The organism is Leifsonia sp. 115AMFTsu3.1, assembly GCF_004362795.1.
GTDB lineage: Bacteria > Actinomycetota > Actinomycetes > Actinomycetales > Microbacteriaceae > Leifsonia.
Genome location: NZ_SNYB01000001.1, coordinates 1,365,352 through 1,390,515, shown reverse-complemented (window position 1 = coordinate 1,390,515; position 25,164 = coordinate 1,365,352). Strand labels below are relative to the sequence as shown.

27 protein-coding genes are annotated in these 25,164 nt (G+C 70.7%); 13 read left to right on the top strand and 14 right to left on the bottom strand.

Going from position 1 to position 25,164, the window contains the following annotated elements:
* Window positions 1–47 precede the first annotated feature (47 nt).
* The 5 genes from AXZ95_RS06730 to AXZ95_RS06710 all read left to right on the top strand — a co-directional run bounded on the left by AXZ95_RS06730 (window position 48) and on the right by AXZ95_RS06710 (window position 3,967).
* Window positions 48–722: a hypothetical protein gene (locus tag AXZ95_RS06730; protein ID WP_018190259.1), complete on the top strand. Its 675-nt coding sequence runs from the start codon at window positions 48–50 to the stop codon at window positions 720–722.
* A complete protein-coding gene (locus AXZ95_RS06725) occupies window positions 709–1,062 on the top strand; it encodes a hypothetical protein (RefSeq protein WP_018190258.1) in 354 nt (117 codons plus the stop codon). Before AXZ95_RS06730 ends, AXZ95_RS06725 begins: the two co-directional genes overlap by 14 nt.
* A gap of 10 nt (window positions 1,063–1,072) precedes the next feature.
* Window positions 1,073–1,987 (top strand): hypothetical protein, encoded by a 915-nt coding sequence (locus tag AXZ95_RS19590; RefSeq protein ID WP_018190257.1) that lies wholly within the window; start codon window positions 1,073–1,075, stop codon window positions 1,985–1,987.
* A 137-nt stretch (window positions 1,988–2,124) separates the two neighbouring features.
* Window positions 2,125–3,267, top strand: coding sequence for an OmpA family protein (locus AXZ95_RS06715; protein ID WP_133638808.1), 1,143 nt, complete (start codon window positions 2,125–2,127; stop codon window positions 3,265–3,267).
* A 52-nt stretch (window positions 3,268–3,319) separates the two neighbouring features.
* Window positions 3,320–3,967, top strand: a complete 648-nt coding sequence (locus AXZ95_RS06710) for an NAD(P)-binding domain-containing protein (RefSeq protein WP_018190255.1) — start codon at window positions 3,320–3,322, stop codon at window positions 3,965–3,967.
* Between the two features lie 39 nt (window positions 3,968–4,006).
* Here AXZ95_RS06710 and AXZ95_RS06705 read toward each other — a convergent pair whose 3' ends face one another.
* On the bottom strand, window positions 4,007–4,282 hold the full coding sequence (locus AXZ95_RS06705) for a hypothetical protein (RefSeq protein WP_018190254.1): 276 nt from the start codon (window positions 4,280–4,282) through the stop codon (window positions 4,007–4,009).
* A 126-nt stretch (window positions 4,283–4,408) separates the two neighbouring features.
* Here AXZ95_RS06705 and AXZ95_RS06700 point away from each other — a divergent pair, with 126 nt between their 5' ends.
* Window positions 4,409–6,967, top strand: a complete 2,559-nt coding sequence (locus AXZ95_RS06700; protein WP_026307104.1) for a DUF4062 domain-containing protein — start codon at window positions 4,409–4,411, stop codon at window positions 6,965–6,967.
* Between the two features lie 101 nt (window positions 6,968–7,068).
* On the opposite strand, the gene AXZ95_RS06695 is transcribed toward AXZ95_RS06700, so the two are convergent.
* The gene (locus AXZ95_RS06695; RefSeq protein ID WP_018190253.1) at window positions 7,069–7,326 is read right to left on the bottom strand and encodes a hypothetical protein; all 258 of its coding nucleotides are present in this window, start codon (window positions 7,324–7,326) and stop codon (window positions 7,069–7,071) included.
* A gap of 138 nt (window positions 7,327–7,464) precedes the next feature.
* Window positions 7,465–7,779 carry a hypothetical protein gene (locus tag AXZ95_RS06690; protein WP_018190252.1) on the bottom strand — a complete coding sequence of 105 codons (315 nt, stop codon included), beginning with the start codon at window positions 7,777–7,779 and terminating at the stop codon, window positions 7,465–7,467.
* A 125-nt stretch (window positions 7,780–7,904) separates the two neighbouring features.
* Here AXZ95_RS06690 and AXZ95_RS06685 point away from each other — a divergent pair, with 125 nt between their 5' ends.
* On the top strand, window positions 7,905–8,162 hold the full coding sequence (locus AXZ95_RS06685; protein WP_018190251.1) for a hypothetical protein: 258 nt from the start codon (window positions 7,905–7,907) through the stop codon (window positions 8,160–8,162).
* A 61-nt stretch (window positions 8,163–8,223) separates the two neighbouring features.
* Here the strand turns inward: AXZ95_RS06685 and AXZ95_RS06680 are convergent, their stop codons facing one another.
* The 4 genes from AXZ95_RS06680 to AXZ95_RS06665 all read right to left on the bottom strand — a co-directional run bounded on the left by AXZ95_RS06680 (window position 8,224) and on the right by AXZ95_RS06665 (window position 11,688).
* Window positions 8,224–9,012 carry an EAL domain-containing protein gene (locus AXZ95_RS06680; protein ID WP_018190250.1) on the bottom strand — a complete coding sequence of 263 codons (789 nt, stop codon included), beginning with the start codon at window positions 9,010–9,012 and terminating at the stop codon, window positions 8,224–8,226.
* A 56-nt stretch (window positions 9,013–9,068) separates the two neighbouring features.
* Window positions 9,069–9,272, bottom strand: a complete 204-nt coding sequence (locus AXZ95_RS06675) for a hypothetical protein (protein WP_018190249.1) — start codon at window positions 9,270–9,272, stop codon at window positions 9,069–9,071.
* Between the two features lie 89 nt (window positions 9,273–9,361).
* Complete coding sequence (locus tag AXZ95_RS06670; protein ID WP_026307103.1) at window positions 9,362–10,705, bottom strand: MFS transporter; 1,344 nt, start codon at window positions 10,703–10,705, stop codon at window positions 9,362–9,364.
* 119 nt (window positions 10,706–10,824) lie between these two features.
* Window positions 10,825–11,688, bottom strand: a complete 864-nt coding sequence (locus AXZ95_RS06665; RefSeq protein ID WP_018190247.1) for an SDR family NAD(P)-dependent oxidoreductase — start codon at window positions 11,686–11,688, stop codon at window positions 10,825–10,827.
* 59 nt (window positions 11,689–11,747) lie between these two features.
* Between AXZ95_RS06665 and AXZ95_RS06660 the strand changes: the two genes are divergently transcribed.
* The 4 genes from AXZ95_RS06660 (at window position 11,748) to AXZ95_RS06645 (ending at window position 15,254) form a co-directional block, all read left to right on the top strand.
* Window positions 11,748–12,413 (top strand): TetR family transcriptional regulator, encoded by a 666-nt coding sequence (locus tag AXZ95_RS06660; protein ID WP_018190246.1) that lies wholly within the window; start codon window positions 11,748–11,750, stop codon window positions 12,411–12,413.
* Between the two features lie 20 nt (window positions 12,414–12,433).
* On the top strand, window positions 12,434–13,912 hold the full coding sequence (locus AXZ95_RS06655) for an MFS transporter (RefSeq protein ID WP_018190245.1): 1,479 nt from the start codon (window positions 12,434–12,436) through the stop codon (window positions 13,910–13,912).
* 105 nt (window positions 13,913–14,017) lie between these two features.
* A complete protein-coding gene (locus tag AXZ95_RS06650; RefSeq protein WP_018190244.1) occupies window positions 14,018–14,536 on the top strand; it encodes a hypothetical protein in 519 nt (172 codons plus the stop codon).
* 1 nt (window position 14,537) lies between these two features.
* Complete coding sequence (locus tag AXZ95_RS06645; protein WP_018190243.1) at window positions 14,538–15,254, top strand: hypothetical protein; 717 nt, start codon at window positions 14,538–14,540, stop codon at window positions 15,252–15,254.
* A gap of 27 nt (window positions 15,255–15,281) precedes the next feature.
* Here AXZ95_RS06645 and AXZ95_RS06640 read toward each other — a convergent pair whose 3' ends face one another.
* The 5 genes from AXZ95_RS06640 to AXZ95_RS06620 form a co-directional block, all read right to left on the bottom strand.
* A complete protein-coding gene (locus AXZ95_RS06640; RefSeq protein WP_018190242.1) occupies window positions 15,282–16,322 on the bottom strand; it encodes a cupin domain-containing protein in 1,041 nt (346 codons plus the stop codon).
* Between the two features lie 82 nt (window positions 16,323–16,404).
* Window positions 16,405–17,001, bottom strand: a complete 597-nt coding sequence (locus tag AXZ95_RS06635; RefSeq protein WP_018190241.1) for a YdeI/OmpD-associated family protein — start codon at window positions 16,999–17,001, stop codon at window positions 16,405–16,407.
* 91 nt (window positions 17,002–17,092) lie between these two features.
* A complete protein-coding gene (nhaA, locus tag AXZ95_RS06630) occupies window positions 17,093–18,985 on the bottom strand; it encodes a Na+/H+ antiporter NhaA (RefSeq protein WP_018190240.1) in 1,893 nt (630 codons plus the stop codon).
* A gap of 31 nt (window positions 18,986–19,016) precedes the next feature.
* The gene (locus AXZ95_RS06625) at window positions 19,017–19,931 is read right to left on the bottom strand and encodes an SRPBCC family protein (protein ID WP_231374372.1); all 915 of its coding nucleotides are present in this window, start codon (window positions 19,929–19,931) and stop codon (window positions 19,017–19,019) included.
* Complete coding sequence (locus AXZ95_RS06620) at window positions 19,928–20,281, bottom strand: metalloregulator ArsR/SmtB family transcription factor (RefSeq protein WP_020075307.1); 354 nt, start codon at window positions 20,279–20,281, stop codon at window positions 19,928–19,930. Before AXZ95_RS06620 ends, AXZ95_RS06625 begins: the two co-directional genes overlap by 4 nt.
* A 102-nt stretch (window positions 20,282–20,383) precedes the next feature.
* Between AXZ95_RS06620 and AXZ95_RS06615 the strand changes: the two genes are divergently transcribed.
* Together AXZ95_RS06615 and treS are read left to right on the top strand one after the other, a co-directional pair.
* Window positions 20,384–20,797 carry a Rho termination factor N-terminal domain-containing protein gene (locus tag AXZ95_RS06615; RefSeq protein ID WP_018190237.1) on the top strand — a complete coding sequence of 138 codons (414 nt, stop codon included), beginning with the start codon at window positions 20,384–20,386 and terminating at the stop codon, window positions 20,795–20,797.
* A gap of 117 nt (window positions 20,798–20,914) precedes the next feature.
* Complete coding sequence (gene treS, locus AXZ95_RS06610) at window positions 20,915–23,158, top strand: maltose alpha-D-glucosyltransferase (protein WP_196802428.1); 2,244 nt, start codon at window positions 20,915–20,917, stop codon at window positions 23,156–23,158.
* 126 nt (window positions 23,159–23,284) lie between these two features.
* Here the strand turns inward: treS and AXZ95_RS06605 are convergent, their stop codons facing one another.
* Window positions 23,285–23,944 (bottom strand): hypothetical protein, encoded by a 660-nt coding sequence (locus tag AXZ95_RS06605; RefSeq protein WP_018190235.1) that lies wholly within the window; start codon window positions 23,942–23,944, stop codon window positions 23,285–23,287.
* A gap of 134 nt (window positions 23,945–24,078) precedes the next feature.
* Window positions 24,079–25,125 carry an LLM class flavin-dependent oxidoreductase gene (locus tag AXZ95_RS06600; RefSeq protein WP_018190234.1) on the bottom strand — a complete coding sequence of 349 codons (1,047 nt, stop codon included), beginning with the start codon at window positions 25,123–25,125 and terminating at the stop codon, window positions 24,079–24,081.
* Between the last annotated feature and the right edge of the window lie 39 nt (window positions 25,126–25,164).

The following is a 25,164-nucleotide window of genomic DNA, read 5'->3' as shown; positions in this document are numbered from 1 at the left end:
ACCTACACCTAGGGGACGCACAGGCCGACTCCCTACGCTCGCCCGTTATGACGACGCAGCCGCTGAGACTCGGGCCGTTCGCCCGACGCCGCCTGGTCCGGCTGGCGCGCCGCGACGCGGCCACCGTCCACGACACCGAGGTGGATGCGGGCGACCGGACATCGCCGACCGTCGCCACCCTGCAGGCCAGGGCCGATGCCTTCGCCCGCCGCGAGGAGCAGCGCTTCTTCCGCAGCATGCGACGCGAGCTCACCGAGCACCGCGTCCTCACCTCCGCCCTCCGCTCCGACCTCGACACGTACGAGGAACGGATCGACCGGCTTCCCGAGGGCGACCGGCTCCGCATCGCCGAAGGACAGGGCACCGCGTTCGAGGAGCTGCGACGGCTGGAGCGGCGCATCCGCCGGGCACACCGGCGCAGCGACGAGCTCAGCGCCCTGATCAACGCGCGGTTCACTGCGGCGCAGTTGCGGGCGGCACGGATGTTCGACCGCTCCGACGAGAAGGCCGCCGTGTACTGGGGCGCCCTCCGCCAGGCGACATCGGGACGCGTGTCCGCGCATCCACCCGCGCTGCAGCGTTCCGGTTGGCTCACCTCCCGCGGCACCGCCGTCGACGCTCTGCACCCCATCGCCGCAGCCCGCACAGCGGGTGAGGAGACCGCCGGCGTCGCCGCCGCCGGCAACGACGACCACCACAGGAGGACCGATGCCTCGGCGTGACCGACTGACCGACTACCGCGTCCCCGCCACCGGCGGCCTCCGCCGACGGCTGCTCCGACGGCTGCGCCGCATGCGCCACGCCGTCGACGTCGAGACCCTGGAGGTGTTCGAGCACGAGCTCGCCGCGTTCGAGCGTGCCGGGGTCGCCGAGCTCGAGCGCCAGCGCACCCGTAACGTCGCAGCGGCCTCGGCCCGCGTCGCCGAAGCGCAGGCGCGGCAGGAGCTCATCCGCCGGGCGCTGCAACGGGCCGAGGACGACATCCGCCGGGCCGACCAGGACGTCGAGCGGCTCGACGCCAAGCTGGCCGGTCACGACCCCGACTTCCACTCCTACGCCTGAGAGGCCGCCCATGGCTCGCGACATCGTCACCCGCCCTCCGCGCCTGCGTCCCCACGTCGGCCACGTCTCCCCGTTCGCCCACGTCATGGTCTACGTGCTGCTCGTCGCCATGATCGCGGTGGACTACATCCTGCTCGCCCAGGCACTGACCCTTCTGCTGCGCAACGACAGCCAGTACGGGTTGATCGGGCTGCAGATGTACGTCATCACGCTCGGCATCTCGCTCGCGGTCGTCACGCTGCCGCATGTCGTGGCCATCCTGCTCCGCCGCGTCCAGGCGGGCGTCATGTCGCGCAGGTGGATCATCACCTCGGTCGTGCTCGGACTGGTCTGGGCCGCCATCCTCGCCGCCATCACGATCGCCCGGATCAAAGCGGGCATCGACGCGCAGAACGCGGGCGGACTCACCGGGCTCGTGGGCGGCGAACAGACGGCCGCGCCCGCCGGGTTCTCGTGGACAGCGCCGGACACGATCATGGCGTTCCTCATGCTGGGTGTGCTGGCCACCTCCGGCGCCCTCAGCTTCGTCGTGGCGTGGCTGACGACGAAACCGCTCCTCACCGCGGCCGAGAAGGCGCACGCGCAGGCCGCCAGGCTGCGGCTGCTCCGCGACCGGCTGCACGGCGAGGCGGTCGCCGCAGAGGAGCGCACGCGCCTGGCCCTGCAGCTCGATGCGCACGACGCCGTCCGTTACACCGGCGCCCGCGTGACGTTCCACTCCCGGATGGATGTGGTGCGCGCCCAGCTCGCGACCCGTCTAGCTCAGCGCGAGCGCGACCCGGAGAGCACCAGCCAGATCATCCGCGAGCTGCGCGCCCGCCGCAGCGTCGAATCCCCCGACCTCGCCCCACCCCTGCCGCCCGGGGCCTCCGCATCCCCCACCGCCCCCTCCTCCCCGACCTCCCCGACCTCCCCCACCGCGTGAAAGGCCCCCACATGCCCCACCTCCCCCCGTCGAGTACGCACAAATTGCACGCGACGCGCCACGAGAGCGGTCAGTCTTCGCGGACTCGACGGTGGGGGAAGCGCGGCGTGCGGGCGGGAGCGGTTGCGGGGGTGGTCGTGGCGGTCGTCGCGGGACTCGCAGCGTGCGCGCCGGCGACGGCATCCGGCGAGGCGTGCGACCAGTCGCACAAGCGCAACCTCGGGGTCGTCGCCGGGAGCACGGCGAATGCGCCGGCCGTGAGCATCCCCGCATCCGCGTCCGCCCAGCTGCAGGCAGCAGGCAAGACGAACGGCAGCGTGACCGTCGTCGTGCCGTCCGGCACCCCGCAGGTCATGGGCACGACCGCCCTCGGGTCGTCGGCTCAGGATGCGATCGTCTGCCAGAACGACCAGCGCACCAAGCTCACGCAGATCACCTCCTACATCGACGGCCTCAAGGCGTCGGCGCCGGAGGTCGACTACCTGGGCGCGATCGACCAGGCGTCGCGCAACCTCGGCAGCGACCCGATGGGCGCCATCGTCGTCGGCAGCGGGCTGCAGACGACGGATCCGCTGAACTTCGCCGGAACCGGCCTGCTCTACGCCGACCCGGCGCAGGTGGTCTCCGACCTGACCTCCCGAAAGCTGCTCCCGACGGACCTGAAGGGCGTCACCGTGTACTGGTCCGGGATGGGCGACACCGCGGGCGCGCAGCAGCCGCTGACCGTCCCCGCGCGCAGCAACCTGGAGGCGATCTGGTCCGCCGTGATCACGGCGGCCGGCGGAACCCTCTCCCTGCTGCCCGAGCCGGCCTCCGGGAACGCGGCCGCCGGTCTCCCGGCCGTGACCCCGGTGACCATCGAGCCGGTCGCCACGAAGACGGACTGGTCGAAGCCCGTCGTCATCCGCAACAGCGAGCTGCTCTTCACCAAGGACACGGCGGACTTCTCCGACCCGGCCGCGGCCCAGAATGTGCTCGCGACGCTCGTGCCCGCGATCGAGCAGAACGGCAAGCCGGTGACCATCACGGGCACCGCGTCCAAGGACCAGGCGACCGACAACACCGCCGACACCGCGCTCTCGCTGAAGCGGGCGGATGCGGTCAAGGCGGCGCTGGTGGGTCTCGGCGTGCCCGCCACGCTGCTCCAGACCGCGGGGGTCGGCTTCGAATGGTGCGGCTGGAAGAAGGAGACCGACGCGTCCGGCGCGTACTCGGACGCCGTCGCCGAGCAGAACCGCACCGTCATCCTCACCTCGGCGGGCGTCGGGCTCTGCGGCTGACCGGGATGCGACCGGCGGGAATCATCCAGAGCCCGTTCCGGTTCCGGCAGGTATGACGACAATCGGATTCATCGGTTCAGGACACATCGGCTCCCAGCTCGCCCGCCTCGCGGTCGCCCGCGGCTACGACGTCGTGCTCAGCAACTCGCGCGGCCCGGAGACGCTGAGCGGCCTCGTGGACGAGCTCGGCGAGCACGCCCGAGCCGCCACCCCCGCCGAGGCGGCCGCCGCCGGCGACATCGTCGTGGTCACGACCCCGCTCGCCGCCGAAGCGACGCTGCCGGTCGAGGAGCTGGCCGGCAAGATCGTCATCGACACGAACAACTACTACCCGCAGCGCGACGGGCACATCGCGGAACTGGACGACGAGTCCACCACCGTCGCCGAGCGCCTGCAGAAGGTGCTGCCGACATCGCACGTCGTGAAGGCCTTCAACCACATCGGCGCCGCCGAGCTGACCAGCCAGAGCCTCCCCGCCGGCACCCCGGACCGCCGCGCCCTCATCGTCGCCGGAGACGACCCGGCCGCCCGCGAGCGCGTCGCCGCGCTGATCGACGAGTTCGGATTCGACACCGTCGACGTCGGCGAGCTGTCCGAGGGATGGCGTGCTCAGCGCGACACACCGGCCTACGTCCGCCGCTACGACGCCGCCGGCCTGCGTGAGGCGCTCGCCGCCGCGAAGCGCTACCGCGACATGTGACAAGAGCCGGGGCGCGTCATCCCGTCGCGCCCCGGCCCGTCAGCCCGCGCGCTGCGCGGTGACGAGCTCCACCGTCAGTGCGGCGTCGTCGGCCTCCGCAGCCGCACGCGACGACAGGTAGCTGCCGCTGACGAACGCGATCGCGGCGAACACCAGAGCCACCACGAGATCCGCCCACTCGGTGGGGGTCAGATGCTGCAGCAGGCCGCCCGGACCCTCGGTGGCGTCGGCGGCGTCAGGCGACAGGAGCAGCCCCACAGCGATGGCGCAGACCGCCAGCGCGAAGCCCAGTACGTACCACGCGATTTCCTTCACCTTCCTAGCTAACCTCCGATCGCGGATCCTCTGAACCTCCTTGCGCAGGACCGATGGGGAGTGCTACAAGGCTCGCGCGGCACGCCCTCTGTACATTTGCACAGGAACGCAACACAATGACGTTACATGAGCCACCCTCATGTAATCCGCACGCCGGACCAGAGGCTGCGGATCTTCGTCTCCTCCACGCTGCAGGAGCTCGCCGCTGAGCGCCGGGCAGCGCGGACCGCCATCGAGCGGTTGCATCTCGCCCCCGTCATGTTCGAACTGGGCGCCCGGCCGCATCCTCCGCGCGAGCTCTACCGCGCCTACCTGGAACAGAGCGACGTCTTCCTCGGGCTGTACTGGGAGCGTTACGGCTGGGTCGCCCCGGACGAGGAGGTCTCCGGCCTCGAGGACGAGTACAACCTCTGCCCGACCGAGCTGCCTCGCCTGCTCTACGTCAAGAGCCCGGCCGACAACCGCGAGCCGCGCCTCGCCACGCTGCTTGCGCGCATCCGCGACGACGACCGTGCCGCGTACAAGTACTTCGAGACGCCCAAGGAGCTCGCGCAGCTGATCGAGAACGACCTCGCCACGCTGCTCGCCGAGCGCTTCGACCAGAGCCGCGCCCTCATCACCGCCGATGTGGCGAGCGACGCCGACCGCGTCGTTGAGCCCGTGCGCCTGCCGGTCCCGCTGACCGGGCTCGTCGGGCGGGAGGCGGACATCACGGCGATCGGCGATCGGCTCGCGCGCGGCACCCGCCTCGTGACACTGGTCGGCCCCGGTGGCATCGGGAAGAGCCGGCTCGCGATCGCGGCTGCGCGCGCCGCCGCCCAGCACTTCGACGACGGCGCGGTGTTCGTCGACCTCTCGGCAGTGCACGACCCGCAGCGGGTGCCGAACCGCATCGCGCAGGCCCTGGGCGTGCGCGACACCGGAGACGCGCCCATCCTCGACAACCTCGCGACGGCGCTTCGGGACCGCAGCATCCTGCTGGTCCTCGACAATTTCGAGCAGGTGCTGGATGCGGCGCCCCTGCTGACCGGTCTGCTCGCGGCCGCACCCGGCGTCGCACTGCTGGTGACCAGCCGGACGCTGCTGCGGGTGAGTGCCGAGCAGAGCTACGACGTCGGACCGCTCGCCGAGGACTCCTCGGTCAACCTTTTCGTCGAGCGGGCGCACGCCGTGAAGCCCGACTTCGAGATCACCGCGGAGAACGCCGATGCGGTCGCCCGGGTGTGCACGGCGCTCGACGGCGTGCCGCTGGCGATCGAGCTGGCGGCCGCGCGCATCCGCGTGCTCTCCCCCGCCGAACTGCTGGACCGCCTCGACCGGCGACTCTCGGTGCTCGTCGGCGGGTCGCGCGACCTCCCGGAACGGCAACAGACCATCCGCCGCACGATCGAATGGAGCACGCAGCTGCTCGCGCCGGAGCAGCGCCGTCTGCTCGCCCGGCTGGGAGTGTTCGAGGGCGGCTTCACCCTGGAGGCGGCGGAGTTCGTCGGCGCGGACGGCGACGATGCCGACGTGCTGTCCGATCTCGCCGTGCTCGTCGACTCCAGCCTCGTCGCCCAGCACGACAGCGACGACCGGCCGCGCTTCACGATGCAGGCGATCGTCCGCGAGTACGCCAGGGAGCAGCTCCACGGCGACGGCGAGCTCGAGAGCGCCCGCGACGCCCACGCCCGCTACTTCATCGACCTCGGCGCACGGGCGCGGCTGCCCCTCAAAGGCGGAGGGCAGCGCGAGTGGATGCAGCGGCTCGGCGACGAGCGCGACAATCTCCGCGCCGCCGAGCGCTACCTGCTGGACGCCCGCGACTGGGACCGGGCAGCCGAGCTCGCCTTCAACCTCTTCCTGTACTTCTGGGTGATCGGCCTGCTCGGCGAGGTGCGCACGTGGATGGACGAACCGCTCGAGTCGGGTGAGGCCCTCCACGACCGCACGCGCGCGGTCGCGCTCTACTTCACGCGGACCATCCGGTTCTGGAAGGACCCGGACGGGCGCGTCGCCGCCGACCTCGCGGAGAGCGCCGACCTGTTCCGCCGCTGCGCCGACCGCTCCGGCGAGGCGATGGCGCAGATCTCCCTCGCCCTCGCGCTCCTCGCCGGCGAGAAGCCGGACACCGACCGCGCATCCGACGTGATGGAGCGGAGCCTGCGGCTGTTCCGCGAGACCGGCGACGTGTGGGGCGAGGCGATGGCGCTCGTCCTCCTCGGCCGGGTGGCGCTGCTGCGGCAGGAGCTGCACGCCGCCTTCGAGCGGTTCGACGAGTCCCTCGCCCTCACGCAGCGGGCCGGGGATGCCGTCGGTGGCCGGATCGCCTCCTACCACCTGGGCTGGGCGCACCTCCTGCTCGGTTCGCCCGAGGACGCCAGGAAGGACTTCTCGCTGAGCGTGACCCTGTCCACGTCGCTCGGACACATCGAGGGGATCGCGTACGGGCTGGAGGGCCTTGCGGCCGTGGCCGCCCTCGCCGGCGATGTCGAGCGGGCCGGACGCCTCGCCGGGGCGGCGCACGCACTGCGCGAGCGGTCGGGAACCCACAACGGTCCGACGTTCACCTTCCACCAGCGGTACCTGGACCGCCTCGCCTCCGTCGCGCCGGCCGGGCGGCTGGCCGCCGCGGTGTCCGAGGGTCGCGAGCTCAGCGTCGAACAGGCCGTCGCCGAAGCCCTCGCGGAGCCGAGCCTGAACTGAGCGCTCGTCAACGATGGGAGCCCCGGCACCAGAGGAGGTGCCGGGGCTCCGTCGAATCCCGGTGGGCGCACCCGAAACGCCGGCCAGGATGGTTCAGGGGGTCACGCGATGAGCGCCTGCTCCTCGGCCGGGGCCGGGGCGACCCAGGCGCCGTAGACGGCGACGCGCGCGGACTCCAGCGTCCCGTACACGCCCAGCTCGCGGCCGGTGCAGTCGGTGGCGACGAAACCGTCGTGGTTGCGGTCCACCATGCCCACGTACGCGGTCGGCGTCGAGGCGACCCAGAGGGCGGCCGCCGGCGAGTGCCACGAGACGTACTCGGTGGGCAGGTCGACGATTTCTGCGAGGGACTCGGCCATGGCTCTTTCCTTACTTCTCTTCCGTCGTGGGGCGATTCGAAGATCTAGTTAGATGATCGAACTACCCGCTCGGTGAAGCAAGAAAATCGGGGGGCCTTGTTTTCGTGAAACGCTTCCGCTATAAGTGCTGGGCCAGCGTCAACGACCCTGGTTCGGGCGGATCTCGGACTCCTCCATCACGATCATCCCGGAGGCCCTGCTGGCGGTCTGGATCATGGCCTCGATCCAGTCCTTGTTGAGGGTCGGGACCTTGGAGCCGGAGAAGAAGATGTGCAGGGGGACGCCGTTGTCGACCCAGACGGTGTGACGACCGCTGCCGAGCTCGGCCGGCACCGGCCAGGTGAGGAAGAAGTTCTCCCCGCGGCGGAGCTTGGTGCTGATCGCGATCTGCATGTGGAACAGCAGGCGGTCGTCGAGTTCGTAGCTTTCGCCGTCGTAGCGCAGTGTGCCCACGGATGCCTTTCCTCTGGTCGTTCGTGGCGCCTTGCGGCGCTGCTGCGAGCTTACCCGTCCGGAATACAGGTGTATCGTGACCGCGCGATAGTCTTCTACATCATCCCCACGGAAAGGATCACCGCATGATCGTTCACCGCCTCACGGTCGATGGAAAGGACTACTTCCTCCCCGATCCGGTGGACGACCTGCGCGGGAAGATCCTCGAGGCCGTACGAGCCGGCGGCGGCTACGTCACCATCCCCCCACTCCGCGGCGGCCCCGGCGTGGACGTGCTCTTCTCCCCCGGCATGCCGGTCACCTGGGCGCAGATCGAGGTCGACCCGCCCGCTCCCCGTCAGGAGGAGTCGCGCGTCGACATCGACTCGTTCGACGCACTCTGAGCACCGCTCACCGGACGACCTGGACGCGCTCGGCCTGACCACAGGCCGGGCGCGTTCTGTGTCAGGACTCGCGGGTGCGCATCCGGTACCACGACAGCAGCGACGAGGCCGGCTGCGGGCGTGCGATCCAGTACCCCTGGGCACGGTCGCAGCCCGCGGCGGCCAGCCGGTCGAGCTGCCCGCGGCTCTCGACGCCCTCGCCGACGACGCGGATGCCGCGGCGGTGCGCCTCGCCGATGATCTGGGCGACCTCGTGAACCCGGTCATCCGCCTGCACCAGGCTCTTGTCGAGCTTCAGCTCGCTGGCATGCAGGGATTCGACCCGCGCGAACGACGAATGCCCTGTCCCGAAGTCGTCCACCGAGATCGTGACGCCGGCCGCGGCGAGCGCCTCCAGCGGAGCAGCGACCCGCTCGGGATGCTCGATGCTGTAGCTCTCGGTCACCTCGACGATGAGCGTCTCCGGGTCGCACCGGCCGGTCGCGAAGGCGCCCTCGAACATGTCGTAGAGGGAGGGATCCTCCAGCTGGGTCGCCGAGACGTTGACCGCCACATCGATGGTGCAGCCCGGGATGTACTCCGACGTCACGTCGGAGATAATCCGAGCCGTCAGCAGCGGGAGCAGCCCGGTCTTCTGCGCGACGTCGACGAAGACGTCGGGAGCGACCTCACCGTGCTCCGGATGCGTCCAGCGGGCGAGCGCCTCCACACCGACGACCGTGCCGTCGGCGACGTCGATCTGCGGCTGGTAGGCGGCCGTGACCTGGCGCTGCGCCAGCGCGATCTCGAAATCGCGGGCGAAGTCCTCGAGGGTCCCGTCCACCAACGTCACCTTCGTGATGATTCCCACGCCAGGCTGGGTTGTCAACTTTTGAGGGACCCCTTGCGGAGAACGGGGGTGTGGCGCTAGCGGGCGCGTCGGCGGCGGTGCCGCTGACCTCCCGCGATGCTCAAGAACGTCGCTGCGGCCGCCCCCGCGACCCCGGCGACCACCAGATCCACCGCCTGGACGACAGGCGACACCGCCTCGCCCACGGGCGCGAGCAGCAGGACGATCGCCGCGACAGCGACCGCTGCGGCGAATGCTCCCGCCGATGACAGACCGTACATGGCCCTTCCCCCTCCGGATGGCCTTTCCCCCCGAACGATCCGAAGCATAGCCAGTCCACAGCTTACGGGGCAGACCCGACTCGGCCTGTTCACCGAATCGTCATCACCGCATCGGTGGCGCTCCCCCGGTACTCCGCCGAGAGGAGGCGGTAGGAGCGGGTGAGGAAGGCGCCGAGCGCCAGCGCGACCATGATGAGGCCGGAGACGAGGAACACCAGGGCGATCCCCCGCGCGCTGCCGTCGCCGAGGAGCCAGCCCCACGTCGCCGAGCCCGACTCGGACGCCATGTACGGGATGATCAGGAACTGCGCCACCGGCGCGATCAGGAACGCGGTGATCGGGGCCGCGGCCGACTCCAGCGCCTGCGCGAAACCGAACACGCGACCCTGCCGGGCGAACGGCACGATCTTCTGGATGACCGTCTGCTCCGACGCCTCCACGGCCGGGATGAGCGCCATGTACGCCCAGATGCCGGCCGCGTACAGCAGCCACCACTCACGGAGGGTGAAGGTCGCGCCGAGCAGTCCCATGATGGCGACCAGGATCAGCATGGTCCGGATGGGGTTCTTGCCGAGGCCGAACTTCGCCACGACCAGCCCGCCGATGATGAACCCGGTGGAGGCGACACCGAGGACGATGCCCCACACCTCCACGGCGAAGAGCTCGAGACCGTACGGATCCATCAGCGCGAGGTAGACGCCGCCGATCAGGTTGTTGAACGTCGAGAAGATGATGAGGGCGAACAGTCCGGGCGCCTGGCGGATCGCCGCGATGCTCCCGCGCAGGTCGACGGCCGACGCCGACGCGTCGCGCTCCGGGAGCTCCTCGGGGATGCGCAGCATGAGCAGGTGGAAGGCGGCCAGCCCGGTCAGGACGATCGCGATGACGAGGGTCCACCCCATCCCGAGCAGGCCGATCGAGAGGCCGCTGAAGACGCTGGTGACGATGAAGGCGAGACCCTGGACCGTGCCGACGAGACCGTTGGCGTTGGCGTGGCGCTCGACCGGGACGAGCAGGGTGACGGTGGTCGACAGGGCGATGTTGCGGAGGTTCTCGACGACGGCGCCGAACAGGATGATGCCCGCGAAGATCCAGAACATCGGGCCGCCCAGGTCGAGCAGCGTCTCCTCGGGGAAGATCAGGTAGAGCACACCGGCGATCGAGAAGGACGCGAGCGTCAGCAGCGAGGCGAGCATCATGACGGACTGCTTGCGATGCCGGTCGACGATCGTGCCGAAGACGATGGAGAACACCGCGACCAGGAGCATGTAGGCGCCGCCCACGATGCCGGTCGCGAGCACCGACCGGGTCTCGAGGTAGACCCAGAAGGTCAGGGCGAACCAGAGGTAGCTCGTCGTGACGTTGGCCACGGCCGTGTTGACGAGCACCTGCGCGAAGGTGCGCATGCCCCGCTCCGGTGACGCCGCCGTCATACGCGAACCCTACCCGCCCCTCCGCCCCACCGTCGAGTACGCACAAACTGCACGCGGAACGCCGCGGGGATGTGCAAAGTTCGCGGACTCGACGGTGGGGCGCGAGAGGCGCGCGAGGGTCAGGCCGCGGGCGGGAAGGGGACGGGGTAGGGCTCGGCGGCGTCGGCGGAACGCGAGACGGGCGCCCACGCGAGGTCGGAGGCCAAGAGGCGACGGTCCTGCGCGACGCTCATCTCGGTGGCGTTCACCCCGAGCGGGAGATTCTGCGGGATGTCGTCGCTCTTGGCGAGGCGGACGAGGATCTCGGCCGCGCGGTCCGGGTCGCCGGCCGGGCCCTCGTCGGACTGACGGACCCGGCGGTTCATCGCGCCGACGGTGCTCTCGTATCCCTCGGGGATCTCGCGCACCTCCATCGACGAGCCCGCCCAGTCGGTGCGGAAACCGCTCGGCTCGACGACGAGGACCTTCACCCCGAACGGAGCCGTCTCCGTCCGGAGCACGCGGCTGAAGCCGTCGATCGCGAACTTCGCGGCCTGGTAGGAGGCGATGCCGGGCGACCCGCCGACGCGCCCGCCGACCGACGAGAACTGGATGACGAGCCCGCCGCCCTGCGCACGCAGCAGCGGGATGGCCGCCTTGCTGATGTTGTACACGCCCCAGAAGTTGGTCTCGAACTGGGTGCGGAAGTCGGCGTCGTCCGTCGTCTCGATCGGCGACACGTTCGCATAGCCGGCGTTGTTGACGATCACGTCGAGCCGACCGAAGCGCTGGTGCGCCTCGCGGAGCGCCTCGGCGGCGCGGGCGGGGTCGGTGACGTCGAGCCGGAGCGGCAGGATGCGGTCGCCGAACTCGGCGACGAGGTCGTCGAGTTGCTCTGGGCGACGGGCGGTGGCGGCGACGCGGTCACCGGCGCGGAGCGCGGCGACGACGAGGGAGCGGCCGAAGCCGCGGGAGGAGCCTGTGATGAACCATGTCTGTTCCATGACGTTAATGAAACACCGTTTCTTTAAATAATGCAACTCGGTTGCGCTAAACTGGCGGCATGACCCAGCAGGAGACGCGAGAGAGCGGGCAGCGACGAGCCCGATCCCCCGAGGCGAAAGCCGCCCGCGAGCAGGCGATCCTCGACGCCGCCCGCGCCCTCGGCCGCGATCGTGGCATCCGCACGGTCACTCTGACCGACATCGCCGACGCAGTCGGGATGCACAAGTCGGCCATGCTGCGGTACTTCGAGACCCGGGAGGAGATCTTCCTCCGGCTCACCGCCGAGGCGTGGAGGGAGTGGACGCCCGTGCTGTGCGAGCGGGTCCGTCGCGCCTCCACCGCCGACGGCGTCGCCGCCGCCTTCGCCTCCACCCTCGCCGCGCGCGGAGCGTTCTGCGACCTGCTCGCGCAGGCGCCCCTGAACCTCGAGCGCAACGTCTCCGTCGAGGCCGTGCGCAGCTACAAGCTCACGAGCGGTGAGAGCCTCGCGGCGATCAGCGACGCGGTCCGGGATGCGCTCCCGGCCCTCTCGGACACCGCCGCACGCGATCTGGTCGCCGCCGCCACCTCCCTCGCCGGCACCTTCTGGCAGATCTCCACCCCGCCGCCGGAGATCGCCGAGCTCTACCGGACCGACCCGCGGCTCGGGCACGCGCTGATCGACTTGGAGCCACGGCTCCGCCGCATCCTCCGCGCATACCTGACCGGAGCGCTCGCCGACTGAGCGGGGCGTACGGTGTCGGCGTGACCGACGTTTCACAGGGCCCCTCCGGAGAGGACACCGCTCAGGGAACCCGTGCGGCGCGCGGTCCGGCCTTCGCGGTCTGCATCGCCGTGGGCGCACTGACCATCCTCGATCTCTCCGGCGTGAACGTCGCGCTGCCGTCCATCCAGCGCTCCCTGCACGCCGACTCGACGCAGCTGCAGCTGATCGTCGCGGGCTACGCGCTCGCCTTCGGTCTCACGCTCGTGCCCTCCGGGCGCCTCGGTGACACCCGATCACGCCGGGCGATGTTCGTCATCGGCCTCGTCGGCTTCAGCCTCGCGAGCGCCCTCTGCGCGCTCGCCCCGAACATCCTCTGGCTGACCATCGCGCGCTTCGTGCAGGGGGCCGCGGCCGGCGTCCAGATGCCCCAGGTGCTCGGGATGATCCAGCAGCTCTACCGCGGACCCGAGCGCGGGCGTGCGTTCGGGGTCTTCGGTGCGATGGTCGGCATCGCCACGGCGATCGGCCCGAGCCTCGCCGGCTCCCTGATCGCGCTCGGCGGCGCGGAGGAGGGCTGGCGGCTGCTCTTCTGGTTCAACGTGCCATGCGGAGCCGTCGCGCTCTTCTTCGCTCTGCGGTTCCTGCCGCGCAGGCAGGAGAGGCCCGCGGGAGGGACGCAGCTGGATCCGGTCGGGCTGATCCTGCTGGCCGGGGCCATCCTCGGCCTGATGCTGCCTTTCCTGCTCACCACGGGCTCCCCCACCGACGACCCGCTCCGCTGGCTGTGGCTCATCGCGTTCGCGGCCTTCGGGTCGGCATTCCTCCTCTGGGAGCGCCGCTACGCGAAGCGCGGGCTCTCGCCGATCGTCCACCTCGACCTGTTCCGGCTGGCGTCGTACCGCAACGGCATCCTCATCGCCGCGGTGTATTTCGCCGGTCTTCCGGCGAGTTTCCTCGTCACCACCCTGTTCCTCCAGGAGGGGCTGCACGCTCAGCCGCTGGCCGCCGGACTGGTCAGCGTCCCCTTCGCCCTCGGCGCGGCGGTATCGGCGTTCATCGGGGGCCGTCTCGTCCAGCGCTTCGGACGCGCCCTCGTCGTCGTGGGGCTCGTCATCGTGATCGTGGGCATCGGCGCCCTGCTCGCCTCGGCGACCCTGGCACCGCCGGCCGCGGCGGAATGGCTGATGGCCGCATCCACCCTGGTCGGCGGCATCGGCGGCGGGTTCGTCATCTCCCCCAACCAGACGCTGACGCTCTCGGAGGTGCCGCCGGAGGAGGGCAGCGCGGCCGGGTCGATCGCGCAGCTGGGCCAGCGGGTCGGAACGGCCGTCGGCGTCGCACTGGTCACGGCGGTGTTCTTCGCGACCGTCCCGGGCGGCGGCGACCATCCGATCGATCAGTACCACCAGGCGGTCCGGGACGGCTACCTCGTCACCCTCGCGCTGCTCGCGGTCGCCCTCGTCGTCGGGTTGGTCGACCTCCGTGCCCGCAAGAAGGCAGGGAAGACCGGCGTCTGACCCGGCAGCCGTTCCCCGCAGAGCGCGCGTCACTCCGCCGATCGGCGCGACCGACGCCGTAGCCTATGCAAGTATTTACGCCCGTTCGGGGATGGGGTGGTTCCGATGGTCTCGCAGCTCGGGCGCGTGCGCGCGCTCACCGTGGCGGCGGCCGTGCTCGCGCTGGCGCTGGCCGGTTGCGCGCCGGAGTCCGGCGCCGACGCCGGGACCCAGACGCCGTTCCCGACGTCGACGCTCACCGCCAGCCCGACGCCGACGCCGACGGCCCCCGCGACGCAGACTCCCGCGCCGACGACCGGCCCGGATGCCACAGACGCGCCGGACGCCCCCGCACCGACCGGGGCGCCCGTCGACACCGCCGGGGCGAAGGCGCTGGCCGTGCAGGCGTGCCAGCAGGTCGCCGACGGCTTCGCCGCGACGCGAGTCGCCGCCGCGACGCCCCTCGCCGCCGCTGCCGCCGAGAAGGACGGCGTCTGGAAGCCGCTGGCCGCGAATCTCGCCTTCATCAATGCCAACCCCATCAATCCGGAGACCGGCGCGGGCCCGCAGAAGACGGTGGACGACTCCTCCGCCGTCGCACGCGACTGCTTCACGCTCGCCGGCGTCACCGTGAGTCAGGACTGACATGCGCCGCCTCCGCCGAACGTCCCTCCGCGTCGCCTTCGCGCTGATCGCGGTGCTCGTGGTCGCCGGGTTCTCCGCCGCAGCGCCCGCGCCCTCCGCCCGAGCCGCCCTGGCACAGCCGGCGGAGAGCACCTGTGTCGAGACGTGCGTGGATGTGCCCGCGACGGCGCAGGCCGCCGCACAGAAGCTGCTCGAGGACTACAACCAGGGCACGCTCATCATCGAATGGGCCGAGCGCGCCATCATCCCGAACGAGTTGCAGCCGATCGCCAACGGCACCATCGGGCAGACGCCGCAGTGCAACATCGACAAGCGGACGCTGCAGACGCTGGTGATCATCATCCGCAACTACGGCTCGGTGCAGGTGAGCGACCTCAACCGGCACTGCGCCAACGACGGCGTCGCCACCTGCGCGAGCAACCCGACCTCCCGCCACTGCACGCCGCCGGGCGCCCCCAACGCGATGGACCTCACCTACATCGGCTCCGCCAGGACGCGCGGCAACGACGGTCCGACGAACATCCTGCTCCCGTTCCTCGACTCCTTCCTGCCGGCCGGATCGCGCGCCGGGCAGGCCTCGGGGGCCGACGGCTGCGGGGCGTACTGGATGCCGCCGCTGCGCAACATCTCGCGCTTCGCCGACTACTGCACGCACATCCACATCGACTTCGGATCATCGACCGGTGAGCTCCGCGGCCTGACCCGGTCGGGCGGCTGACCCGCTCGGGCGGCTGACCCGCTGCGCCTACTTCACCGGGTCGACGGGGTTGGTGCGCCCGACGATCAGCGGATCGACCGGTGTGAACGGGAACTGCGGCAGTTGCGCCTCCGGCACGCCGAACGCCGACGACAGCACCTCCCGCGAGAAGGCGGATGCCGTGGCGCGGTATCCGATGTCACCCGGCGTCGGCTGGTCGAAGAAGATCAGGAAGTGGATGCCCTCGTCGCCCAACGCCTCGATGTGGTGCGGGTACGCGCGCGGGATGAAGTAGGCGTTCCCGGGCTCCAGCTCGTACGTGTCGAGCGAGCCGTCCGGGTCGAGCACCGTCATCCGCGCGTGCCCGCTCTGTACGTACCCGAGCTCGGCCGTGACGGGATGCCAGTGCGGCTCGCGCATCCCGGTGTTCGCGATCTCGAGCGAGTACATGGAGAGGTCGTCGAGCGCCGCCCAGAACTGCTTACGGGCGAGCCGCGCGCTGCCGTACGCGTACGAGAGCGGTGGATTCTGCCCCGCGGCATCGAACAGGTGGGCGTTCGGCAGGCCGGCGGTGTCCGGGATGCGGGCCGGGCCCTCCCGACGCACGATCTGCTGCGCGTCGTGCCGGTCGAAGGCGGCGAACGCCGACGACGGGAGGTCGTAGGTGTTGCCGAGCACCGCATCCGTCATCGCATTGAAGCTGTTCTGCAGCGAGAAGTGCGCCGGACGCGAGGTGCGGAGGGAGGCGATGATCTCCACGGTCTCCTCCCCCACGTTCTCGATGTGGTAGATCGCGCCGGACGCGACGTGGTACATCTGCCCCGCCGTCACGACGAATGACGCGAACTCGTCCGCGTTCGCCAGCATCGACACCAGCACCGTCCCGCGCACCACGTAGGCGATCTGGTTCGCGTTCACGTTCCACTGCGGCTCGCGGACGCCGCCCGGTTCGAGGACGATGCGCTTGAGCGACATGCGCTTCAGGATCGGGAAGTCGTCGGCGGTGAGCTGCGAGATGCTGCCGAAGTCGTTCTCGTAGGTGTCTGTGGCATCGGTGAGCGAAGCGACGTGCGGCGAGGTCGTGGGCATGCGGGTCTCCCTGTCGATGGTGTTGTGTCACCGTCACGCTAGGGGCGACCGGGCCGTCAGGACAACGCTTGTGTTGGCACGCCTACTGCGGGTAAGGCGTCTCGCCGCGTTCGAGCATCCCGATCAGCTTCGCCAGCCGGTTGCCGCGGGTGGTGGCGTTCGGTGCGGTGGTCACCCGCCAGAGCACGGCGTAGCGGTTCTGGGCGTTGAGCCGCTCGAACGTGGCCGTTGCCGCCGGTGAGGCCTCGAGCGCGGCCACCAGATCCTCGTGCATCTCGATCCGCCCGGCGCCCGCGTACGCGCGTTCCCAACGACCGTCCGCCTTGGCCCGATCGATCTCCGCCTGCCCGGCCGGCCGCATCCGCCCCTCGGCGATCAGCGTCTCGACGATGCCGATGTTGCGCTCCGACCACAGCGAGGTCTTGCGTCGCGGGGTGTACCGCTGCACGAAGGTCGTGTCGTCGCGGGACCGGCGCTGTCCGTCGATCCAGCCGCTGCAGAGTGCCTCGATCAGGGCCTCCTGATAGCCGAGGGATGTCGGGTCGGTGACGCCCTTCTTGGCGAGCACCAACCACACACCGTCGGAGGTCTGCTCGTTCTCGTCGAGCCAGGCGCGCCACGCCGCCTGGTCGGCGACCACCAGGGGTTCGGGAGCTGTTCGCTGCGGGTCGTCGGCCATGCCCCGATCGTAGGGGCGACCGCCGACGCCGGGCGGCGGCGTGGCCGCTATGCCGGCCCGGCCAGTCGCGATCAGGGACGGGCAGGCGCGCTCAGGGCTGGGCGGTCGCGGCCGTGTCGGTGTCCTCGGTCGCCTGCAGCGCGCGGATCAGCGACTGGGCATCGTACGGACCGACGTGACGGCGGCCGTTGATGAAGAAGGTGGGGACGGCCGTGATGTCCATCGCCTCCGCATCCAGCATGTCGTCGCGGACGCGCGCGGCCACCTCGGGCGAGCTCAGGTCGGCCTCGAAGCGATCGAGGTCGAGGTCGAGCTCCTGGGCACGACGCAGGATGTCGGACGGCAGCTGGTGCTCCTGGTCGGCGAAGAGGGCACGCTCGAACTCGAAGAACTTGCCCTGGCGCGACGCGGCCTCCGACGCCTCCGCCGCGGCGAGCGCGTTGGGGTGGTATCGCGTCAGCGGCGCGTGCCGCCACACGTAGCGCAGCCGGTCACCGAGCTCGCGCTGCACCTCGAACACCGAACCCGTCGCCTTCAGGCAGAAGCCGCACTGGAAGTCGCCGTACTCGACGATCTCGTACGGCGCGTCCAGCGCACCGAAGATGTGGTCGCGTGCCGGGTCCACCGGGCGCACCAGCGTTAGGCCCGCCTCCTCCTTCGGCCGGCGCGCGTCGGAGATCCGGAAGACGATGGTCGCGACGACGAACGCCACGATCGTCGCCGCGAGCACGCCGACGCGGGCGGCGTTCTGCGCCGCCTCATCCGGGACGCCCAGGTCGACGATGAACAGCGAGATCGTGAAGCCGATGCCGCACAGCGCCGCTCCGCCGGCCAGGCGGTCGAGGGTGAGCCCCGGCCCGAAGTCGCCGATCTTGAGCAGGCGCAGCACCGCGGCCGAGCCGAACACGCCGACGAATTTGCCGACGACGAGGCCGGCGAGCACACCCCACGCGATCGGCGAGACGAGCGCGCCGGCGAGGATGTCGCCGTCCAGCCGCACGCCCGCGTTGGCGAGGGCGAACAGCGGCAGCACGACATACGCCACGTACGGACCCCACGCCGACTGCAGCCGCTCGTTGATGGAGATGGACTCGCGCAGGCTGTTCGCCGCCGCCCGCGCGTACTCCGTGTTCGGTGACTGCCGGAAGGTGCGGGCGAGATCGAGGGCGTGCTCCACATCCCGCCGGTTGGGCCGGTAGACGGGCACGAGCAGGGCGATCGCGACACCGGCCAGCGTCGGGTGCACGCCCGAGGCGAGGAACGCGAGCCAGACGATGATGGCGAGGGTCGCGTAGACCGGGCCGCGGCCGCCGCGCAGGTAGCGGGTGAAGTAGACGCCGACCAGGCCGACCGCGGCGATGATCAGCGGATACGGGTTGAAGTTCTCCGTGTACACGAGCGCGATGATGCTCAAGGCGCCGATGTCATCCACCACGGCGAGCGCCAGGAGGAACACCCGGAGACGGCCAGACGCGCGCGGGCCGATGAGGGCCAGGGCACCGACCAGGAACGCGGTGTCGGTGGAGATGACGACTCCCCACGCGTGCTCCATGCCCGTCCCGAGGGTGAACAGCACGAAGATGACCGCGGGGACGGCGAGCCCGAAGACGGCGGCGACCACCGGGACGACGGCGCGCGCCCAGCTGGTCAGCTCCCCGATCGCGAACTCGCGCCGCACCTCCAGGCCGACGGTGAAGAAGAAGATCGCCATCAGGGCGTCGTTGACGAGCGCGTGGAGGGTGAAGTCGAGCTGCAGGTCGCCGACCCCGACGATCAGGTGCGTGTCCCAGAACTGCTCGTACCCCGTGAACGAGATGTTCGCCCACACGATCGCGACGAGCGTCGCCGCGACGAGCAGCAGCGCGCCGATCCGGCTCCGGCCCATCGAGCGGAAGCGCTCGGCGATGCTCGGCCGGCGGTCGCGCGACTGCCCGGCCGACTCCGGGTCGGGAGAACGCTGGATGAGCGTGAGCGGGGTGGTCACGGAAAAACTCTAGCGACTCCCGCGCCCGCGGTCACTCGGCGGCGAGGACGGCCGCGAGCTCGCCGAGGGTGAAGTCCCAGCCCTGCCGGTACGACTCGGCGGGCGACGCATCCGTCCAGGGCCCGGTGTGGCGAACGACGAGCCGTGTGCCGGAGCCTTCGTCGGTCAGCCGCAACTCCACGGCTTCGTCGGCGGTGGGCCCGTCGTCGTCGCTCCACCTCCATTCGAACGCGAGGCGCTCCAACGGCTCGACCGCGAGATAGTGCCCCTCCACGACGATGCCCGCGCCTGGTGCGACGATCCGGTAGGCGCCTCCCACCCGCACGTCCGCGACGATCGACACGTCGTGCCAGTGCCGCCACCACCACGTGCGCAGTCCGTCGGCCGAGGCGATGGCGCTCCAGACCCGGGACCGGTCCGCGTCGATCGTGCGCGTCAGTTCGAGGGGATGCGAGGCGAGCGTCCGCCAGACATCTCGCCCGGCCGCGCGCCCGGCAGAACCGCTTGCGTCATCCTCTCGGCCCGAAAGCACCCCGTCGAGCACGGAGAGCGCGTCATCCCATCCGCCGCCCGCCGTCACGATCTCCTCTCGCCCTGCGAGCCCATGGTGCAGGGTCAGTTCGGCGCGTCCGTCGGCGGTGTCCCTCCACTCGGCGGTCACGATGCTCGGCGGCTCCCCGTCGACGATCCAGGACACCCGCAGGGCGTCCGTGCCGCACTGCAGCACCCGGCCTTGCGCTCGGGTGTCTTCGTCGAGCTGCACGGTGAACTCCGACCCGACACCCGACGGTTCGCCCGCGACGACGCCGAACCAGCGGGACAGTCGTTCCGGCGACGTGCATGCGTCCCTCAACTCCGCGGCGGTCGAGCGGTACTCGTGGCGGAGGATCAGCTCGGGATGGTCGTCGGTGCCGACGAGAGCGCGGATCGTGCGCGCATCCATCATCGTCCCCCGTCGGGCCGTGCGCTCCCGTGTCCGCCGCTGCTCCCGCGGGCGAGCTCGGTCTCCAGGGCGTCGAGCCGTTGAGACCACAGCCGCCCGTACCGGTCCACCCAGGCCGCGATATCGTCCAGCGCGCCGGGGACGATGCGATAGATGCGCTGCGATCCCTGGCGCTCGGCCGAGACGATCTCCGCCTCCCGGAGCACGCGCAGCTGGTTCGAGACGGCCGGCTGGCCGATCCCGAACTCCGCCATGACGACGGCGCCGATCCGACCGGCGGGCGCTTCCACCTCGGAGAGGAGTTCCACCATCCGGCGACGGACCGGGTCGGCCAGCACCGCAAACGAGTTCATGGGTGCATGATATCACCGCTCACTGATATGACGTAGGCATGCCTTGCCCCTTCCGCGGACACGTGGCAGCGTGCACGGTGAACGGGACGGAACGGAGCGCGCATGGCGAAGCAGAAGAAGCTCGAGAAGGCGGCGAAGAAGGCGTTCGAGCGGGCGGAGGCGGCCGTCGCCGACGCCAGGAGAGCGGCCGAGAAGCTCGACAAGAAGAAGGCGAAGAAGCGTGTTCGCACCCTGGAGCAGGAGCTGGCGACGCTCGCCGGCAGCAGCACGGCCGAGCACGCCGACAGCGCTGCGGACACGGCCGACCTCGACCTCACCCCGCCGCTCCCCTCCGTCCGCGACGAGACCGTGGAGGCGACGGTCGAGTTCGCCGGGTCGGTCACCACATCCGTCACGCACGACCCGGAACTCGACCAGCTGACCGTGCAGGCCCTGCGCGATGCGGCACGCGCCCGCGGCCTCCTGAACGTCTCCCGGCTGACCAAAGGGCAGCTGATCGAGCGCCTCAGCGAATGACCGGGTGAATCCCACCGCGCCGTTCGGCAGACGCGGACCGTTTCGGGGGTTACGTTTGCAGTCACGGAAGGAGACCAGGTGGACGACGAGGCACTCGAGGTGACGGAGCAGGACGCGGTGACGGCACCCGACGAGGCAGCTGCGGAAGAGCAGGCGGCGCCGGAGGAGATCACCTACGACGAACAGCTCTACCCCGCCCGGCCCCGCCGGCTGCGCCCGCGCGCCAACCTGCGCGGCGGCAGCATCCGCCGCACGTTCTCCGACCCCCGGGCGGCCAACGGCCAGAACCCGGCCTACGTCGAGTGGCTGGTGCGCCAATCCATGCTGAAGGATGCGGACGTGCTCAGCCGGCAGCTGTCCGGCTCACCCAGCATGTGGCGCAACCCCTACGCCCGGCCGGACGCCCGCCGCGCCGTCTCCACCTCGGACGTCTGGTTCACCGCGTACCCGATCTCGCTGATCACGCGACCGGGCGAGTCGTTCCTCACGGCGCTCGCCGACCCGGAGCTGTGGCGGGCGTTCCAGCGGATCGGGATCAACGGCATCCACACCGGTCCGGTCAAGCGGGCCGGCGGCATCCGCGGCTGGCAGGAGACCCCGAGCGTCGACGGCCACTTCGACCGCATCGGCACCCAGATCGACCCCGCGTTCGGCGACGAGGAGACGTTCCGGCGGCTGACCGACGTCGCCGAGGAGCACGGCGGCAGCGTCATCGACGACATCGTGCCGGGCCACACCGGCAAGGGCGCCGACTTCCGCCTCGCCGAGATGGCCTACAAGGACTACCCCGGGATCTACCACATGGTCGAGATCCCTCCGGACGAGTGGCACCTGCTGCCGGAGGTGCCCGAGGGCCGCGACTCCGTCAACCTCGACGAGTCGACGGAGGCGGCGCTCGCCGAGCGCGGCTACATCATCGGCGAGCTGCAGCGCGTCATCTTCTACGCCCCCGGCGTGAAGGAGACGAACTGGAGCGCCACCGCTCCCGTCATCGGCGTCGACGGCATCACCCGACGCTGGGTGTACCTCCACTACTTCAAGGAGGGCCAGCCGTCGGTGAACTGGCTCGACCCGACGTTCTCGGGCATGCGCCTGGTCATCGGCGACGCCCTGCACTCGCTCGGCGACCTGGGCACGAGCGCCCTGCGACTGGATGCGAACGGCTTCCTCGGGGTCGAGAAGAGTGCGGAGGGGATGCCGGCCTGGTCGGAGGGGCACCCGCTGTCGCACGCCGCGAACCACATCATCGCTGGGATGGTGCGCAAGGTCGGCGGCTTCACCTTCCAGGAGCTCAACCTCACCGTGGAGGACATCCGCGACACCGGCGCTGTCGGCGCGGACCTCTCCTACGACTTCATCAACCGCCCGGCGTACCACCACGCCCTCGCAACCGGCGACACCGAGTTCCTGCGGCTCACGCTGCGCACCTCACTGGAGCTGGGCGTCGAGCCGGTGAGCCTGGTGCACGGGATGCAAAACCACGACGAGCTGACCTACGAGCTCGTCCACTGGGCGACGCTGCACCAGAACGACCTCTACACGTTCCGCGGCGAGGAGATCAGCGGCGGCGAGCTGGCCCAGCGCATCCGCGCCGACCTCGTCGAGGCGATCACCGAGCCGACGGCAGACTACAACCTGGTGTTCACGACCAACGGGATCGCCTGCACGTCGGCCTCCCTCATCGCCGCCACCCAGGGGCACGCGACCCTCGACTCGATCACCGAGGACGACATCCCGGCGATCCGGGACGCGCACCTGCTGCTCGCCGCGTTCAACGCGTGGCAGCCGGGCGTCTTCGCGCTGTCGGGATGGGACCTGCTGGGCGCACTGACCGTGCCCCGCGGCGAGGTGGCCGACCTGATCGCGGAGGGCGACACGCGCTGGGTCGAGCGGGGAGCGCACGACCTGCTGGGGTCCGCCCCCGACGCCGAGCGCTCCGCGTACGGGATGCCGCGGGCGCGCTCGCTGTACGGGCCGCTCCCCCAGCAGCTGCGCAACCGCGACTCGTTCGCGAACCGGCTTCGGGAGCTGCTGCGCATCCGCGACCGCTGGGGCATCGCGAGCGCGCGCCAGGTCGACGTGCCGGATGTCGCGCACCCGGGCATGCTCGTCATGGTGCACGAACTCGAGACGCTCGACGAGCAGGAGCTGCCCATCGTTCAGCTGACCGTGCTGAACATGACCGACTCGGCGGTCGACGGCACCGTCCGCTCGGAGGCACTGCCGCATCGGGCGACGGTGACGGATGCCGCCGACGGCAGCGAGGTCGGCACGGTGGATGACCTGGCCAGTTTCCCGGTGAGCGTCCCCGCCTACGGCGCGCGCTTCCTCATCCTGAGCCGCACCCCCCTCGACCAGTAGCGCCCACCCCTCGCCCCATCCCCCACCGTCGAGTCCGCAAACTTTGCACGCTCTGACGGCGCGTCTCGTGCAAAGTTTGCGGACTCGACGGTGGAGGGGACGGGATGGGACGGGATGCGCGGGCGGCTAGAGGCGGACGGCCGCTTGGGCCGCGGCCTCGATGTCGGCGTCGCTCGCCGCGCTGAGATCGAGCTCGGTGAGCGCGGTCACGCGAGCCGCGACATCCGCGTGGGCCGCCCGCAGCCGCTCCACGAACTCGGCCGCGACATCCGCCTTGCCCGACCCGTGCCCGATCACGACGAACGAGCGCTCCGGGGCGGTCGACCGGAGCGCCTCGGCGACGGCGTCGAAGAAGTGCTTGAGGTCGCGCTCGTCGTCGTGACCGGTGTGCCGCTCCACCGTTCGCAGGTGGTGGGCGCGACGGTCCTCGTCGGCGACGGTGTGCTCCGAGTCGCTGACGGTGCGCGCATCCAGGTCGAAGTCGAAGATGCGGGCGTGCTCGGCGTCGATCGCGACCGCGAGCAGGTCGCCGTGGCCCTTCGGCTCCGGGGTCGCCGCCAGCAGGTGACGTGCGCGCTCGATGTCCTCGATGGAGACGCGGCCGTCGTGCTGACGCCGGAAGACCTCGCGGTGCCCGTTGAGCTTCACGGCCAGACGATCGCCGGTCTCCTGCTCCACCTGGTCGGCGCGGTCCTGCCAGAAGCTGATGAACTCGGTCCACTCCAGGTCGCGCGGCGCCGGGGAGCCGGTGATGCGGGCGTAGGTCTTGTCGGCGTGCGTCGTCATGCGTCCTCCTGAGCTCGGTGTGTCGGTTGGGTGCAGGCTAGCAGCCGTCGAGTCCGCGAACTTTGCACGCGACGCGCCGTCGGAGTGTGCAAAAAGTGCGGACTCGACGGTGGGCGGATCCGCGAGGGAGGCGGTCAGGCGAGGAGGGCGCGGACGCGCGGGACGACCTCGGTGCCGTACAGGCGGATCGCCGCGAGGAGCGACTCGTTCGTCATCCCAGGGATGCCGTACTTGAGGTCGAAACGGTTGGCGCCGACCACGCGCAGGTTGGCGGCGATCTTCGCGGCGACCGTCTCCGGCGAGCCCACGTAGAGGCTGCCGTCGGGGCCCAGCTCGCGCTGGAACGACGCCTCGGTCGGGATCGCGAAGCCACGCGTCGCGCTGACCTTCGTGATCATGTCGCGGTAGTGCGGCCAGAACTCCTCGCGCGCCTGCTCGTCGGTGGCCGCCACGTGGCCGGGCGAATGCAGGCCGATCTGCTGCGGCTCGCGGCCGAACTGCTCCAGCGCCTTGTGGAAGAGCTCGCTGTACGGCGCGAAGCGGGAGGCCGGTCCGCCGATCACGGCCAGCATGAGCGAGAAGCCGTAGTGGGCGGTGCGGATGACGGACTCCGGGCTGCCGCCGACGCCGATCCACGTCGGCAGCGGTGTCTCGAGGTGCGGCACCACATCCTGCTCGCGGAGTCCGCTGCGGGTGCTCCCCTCCCAGGTGACCGGTCCGCCCTCACGCAGGTGCGCGAACAGGTTCGTCTTCTCCTCGAACAGCTGCTCGTAGTCGGACAGATCGAAGCCGAACAGCGGGAACGAGTCGATGCTCGAACCGCGGCCGAGGATGATCTCGGCGCGGCCGTCCGACACCGCGTTGAGGGTGGAGTAGCGCTGGAACACCCGGACGGGGTCGTCCGAGCTCAGCACGGTGACCGCCGACCCGACGTGGATGCGCTCGGTGCGTGCGGCGATCGCGCTCAGCACGATGTCGGCCGCCGAGAGGGGCATGTCGTCGACGTGGTGCTCGCCGATGCCGAAGAAGTCGATCCCCGCCTGCTCGGCGGCGACGCCGTGGTCGACGAGGTCGCGGATGGTCCGGGCGTGCGAGATGGGCCGGCCGTCGGCGTCGCTCGTGACGTCGCCGAAGGTGTTCAGGCCGAAGGTGAGCGGAAAGCTCTGGGGTGCGGTGTTCATTTGTGTGCTTTCGGGTGTGGATGCGAGGGAAAAGATGCG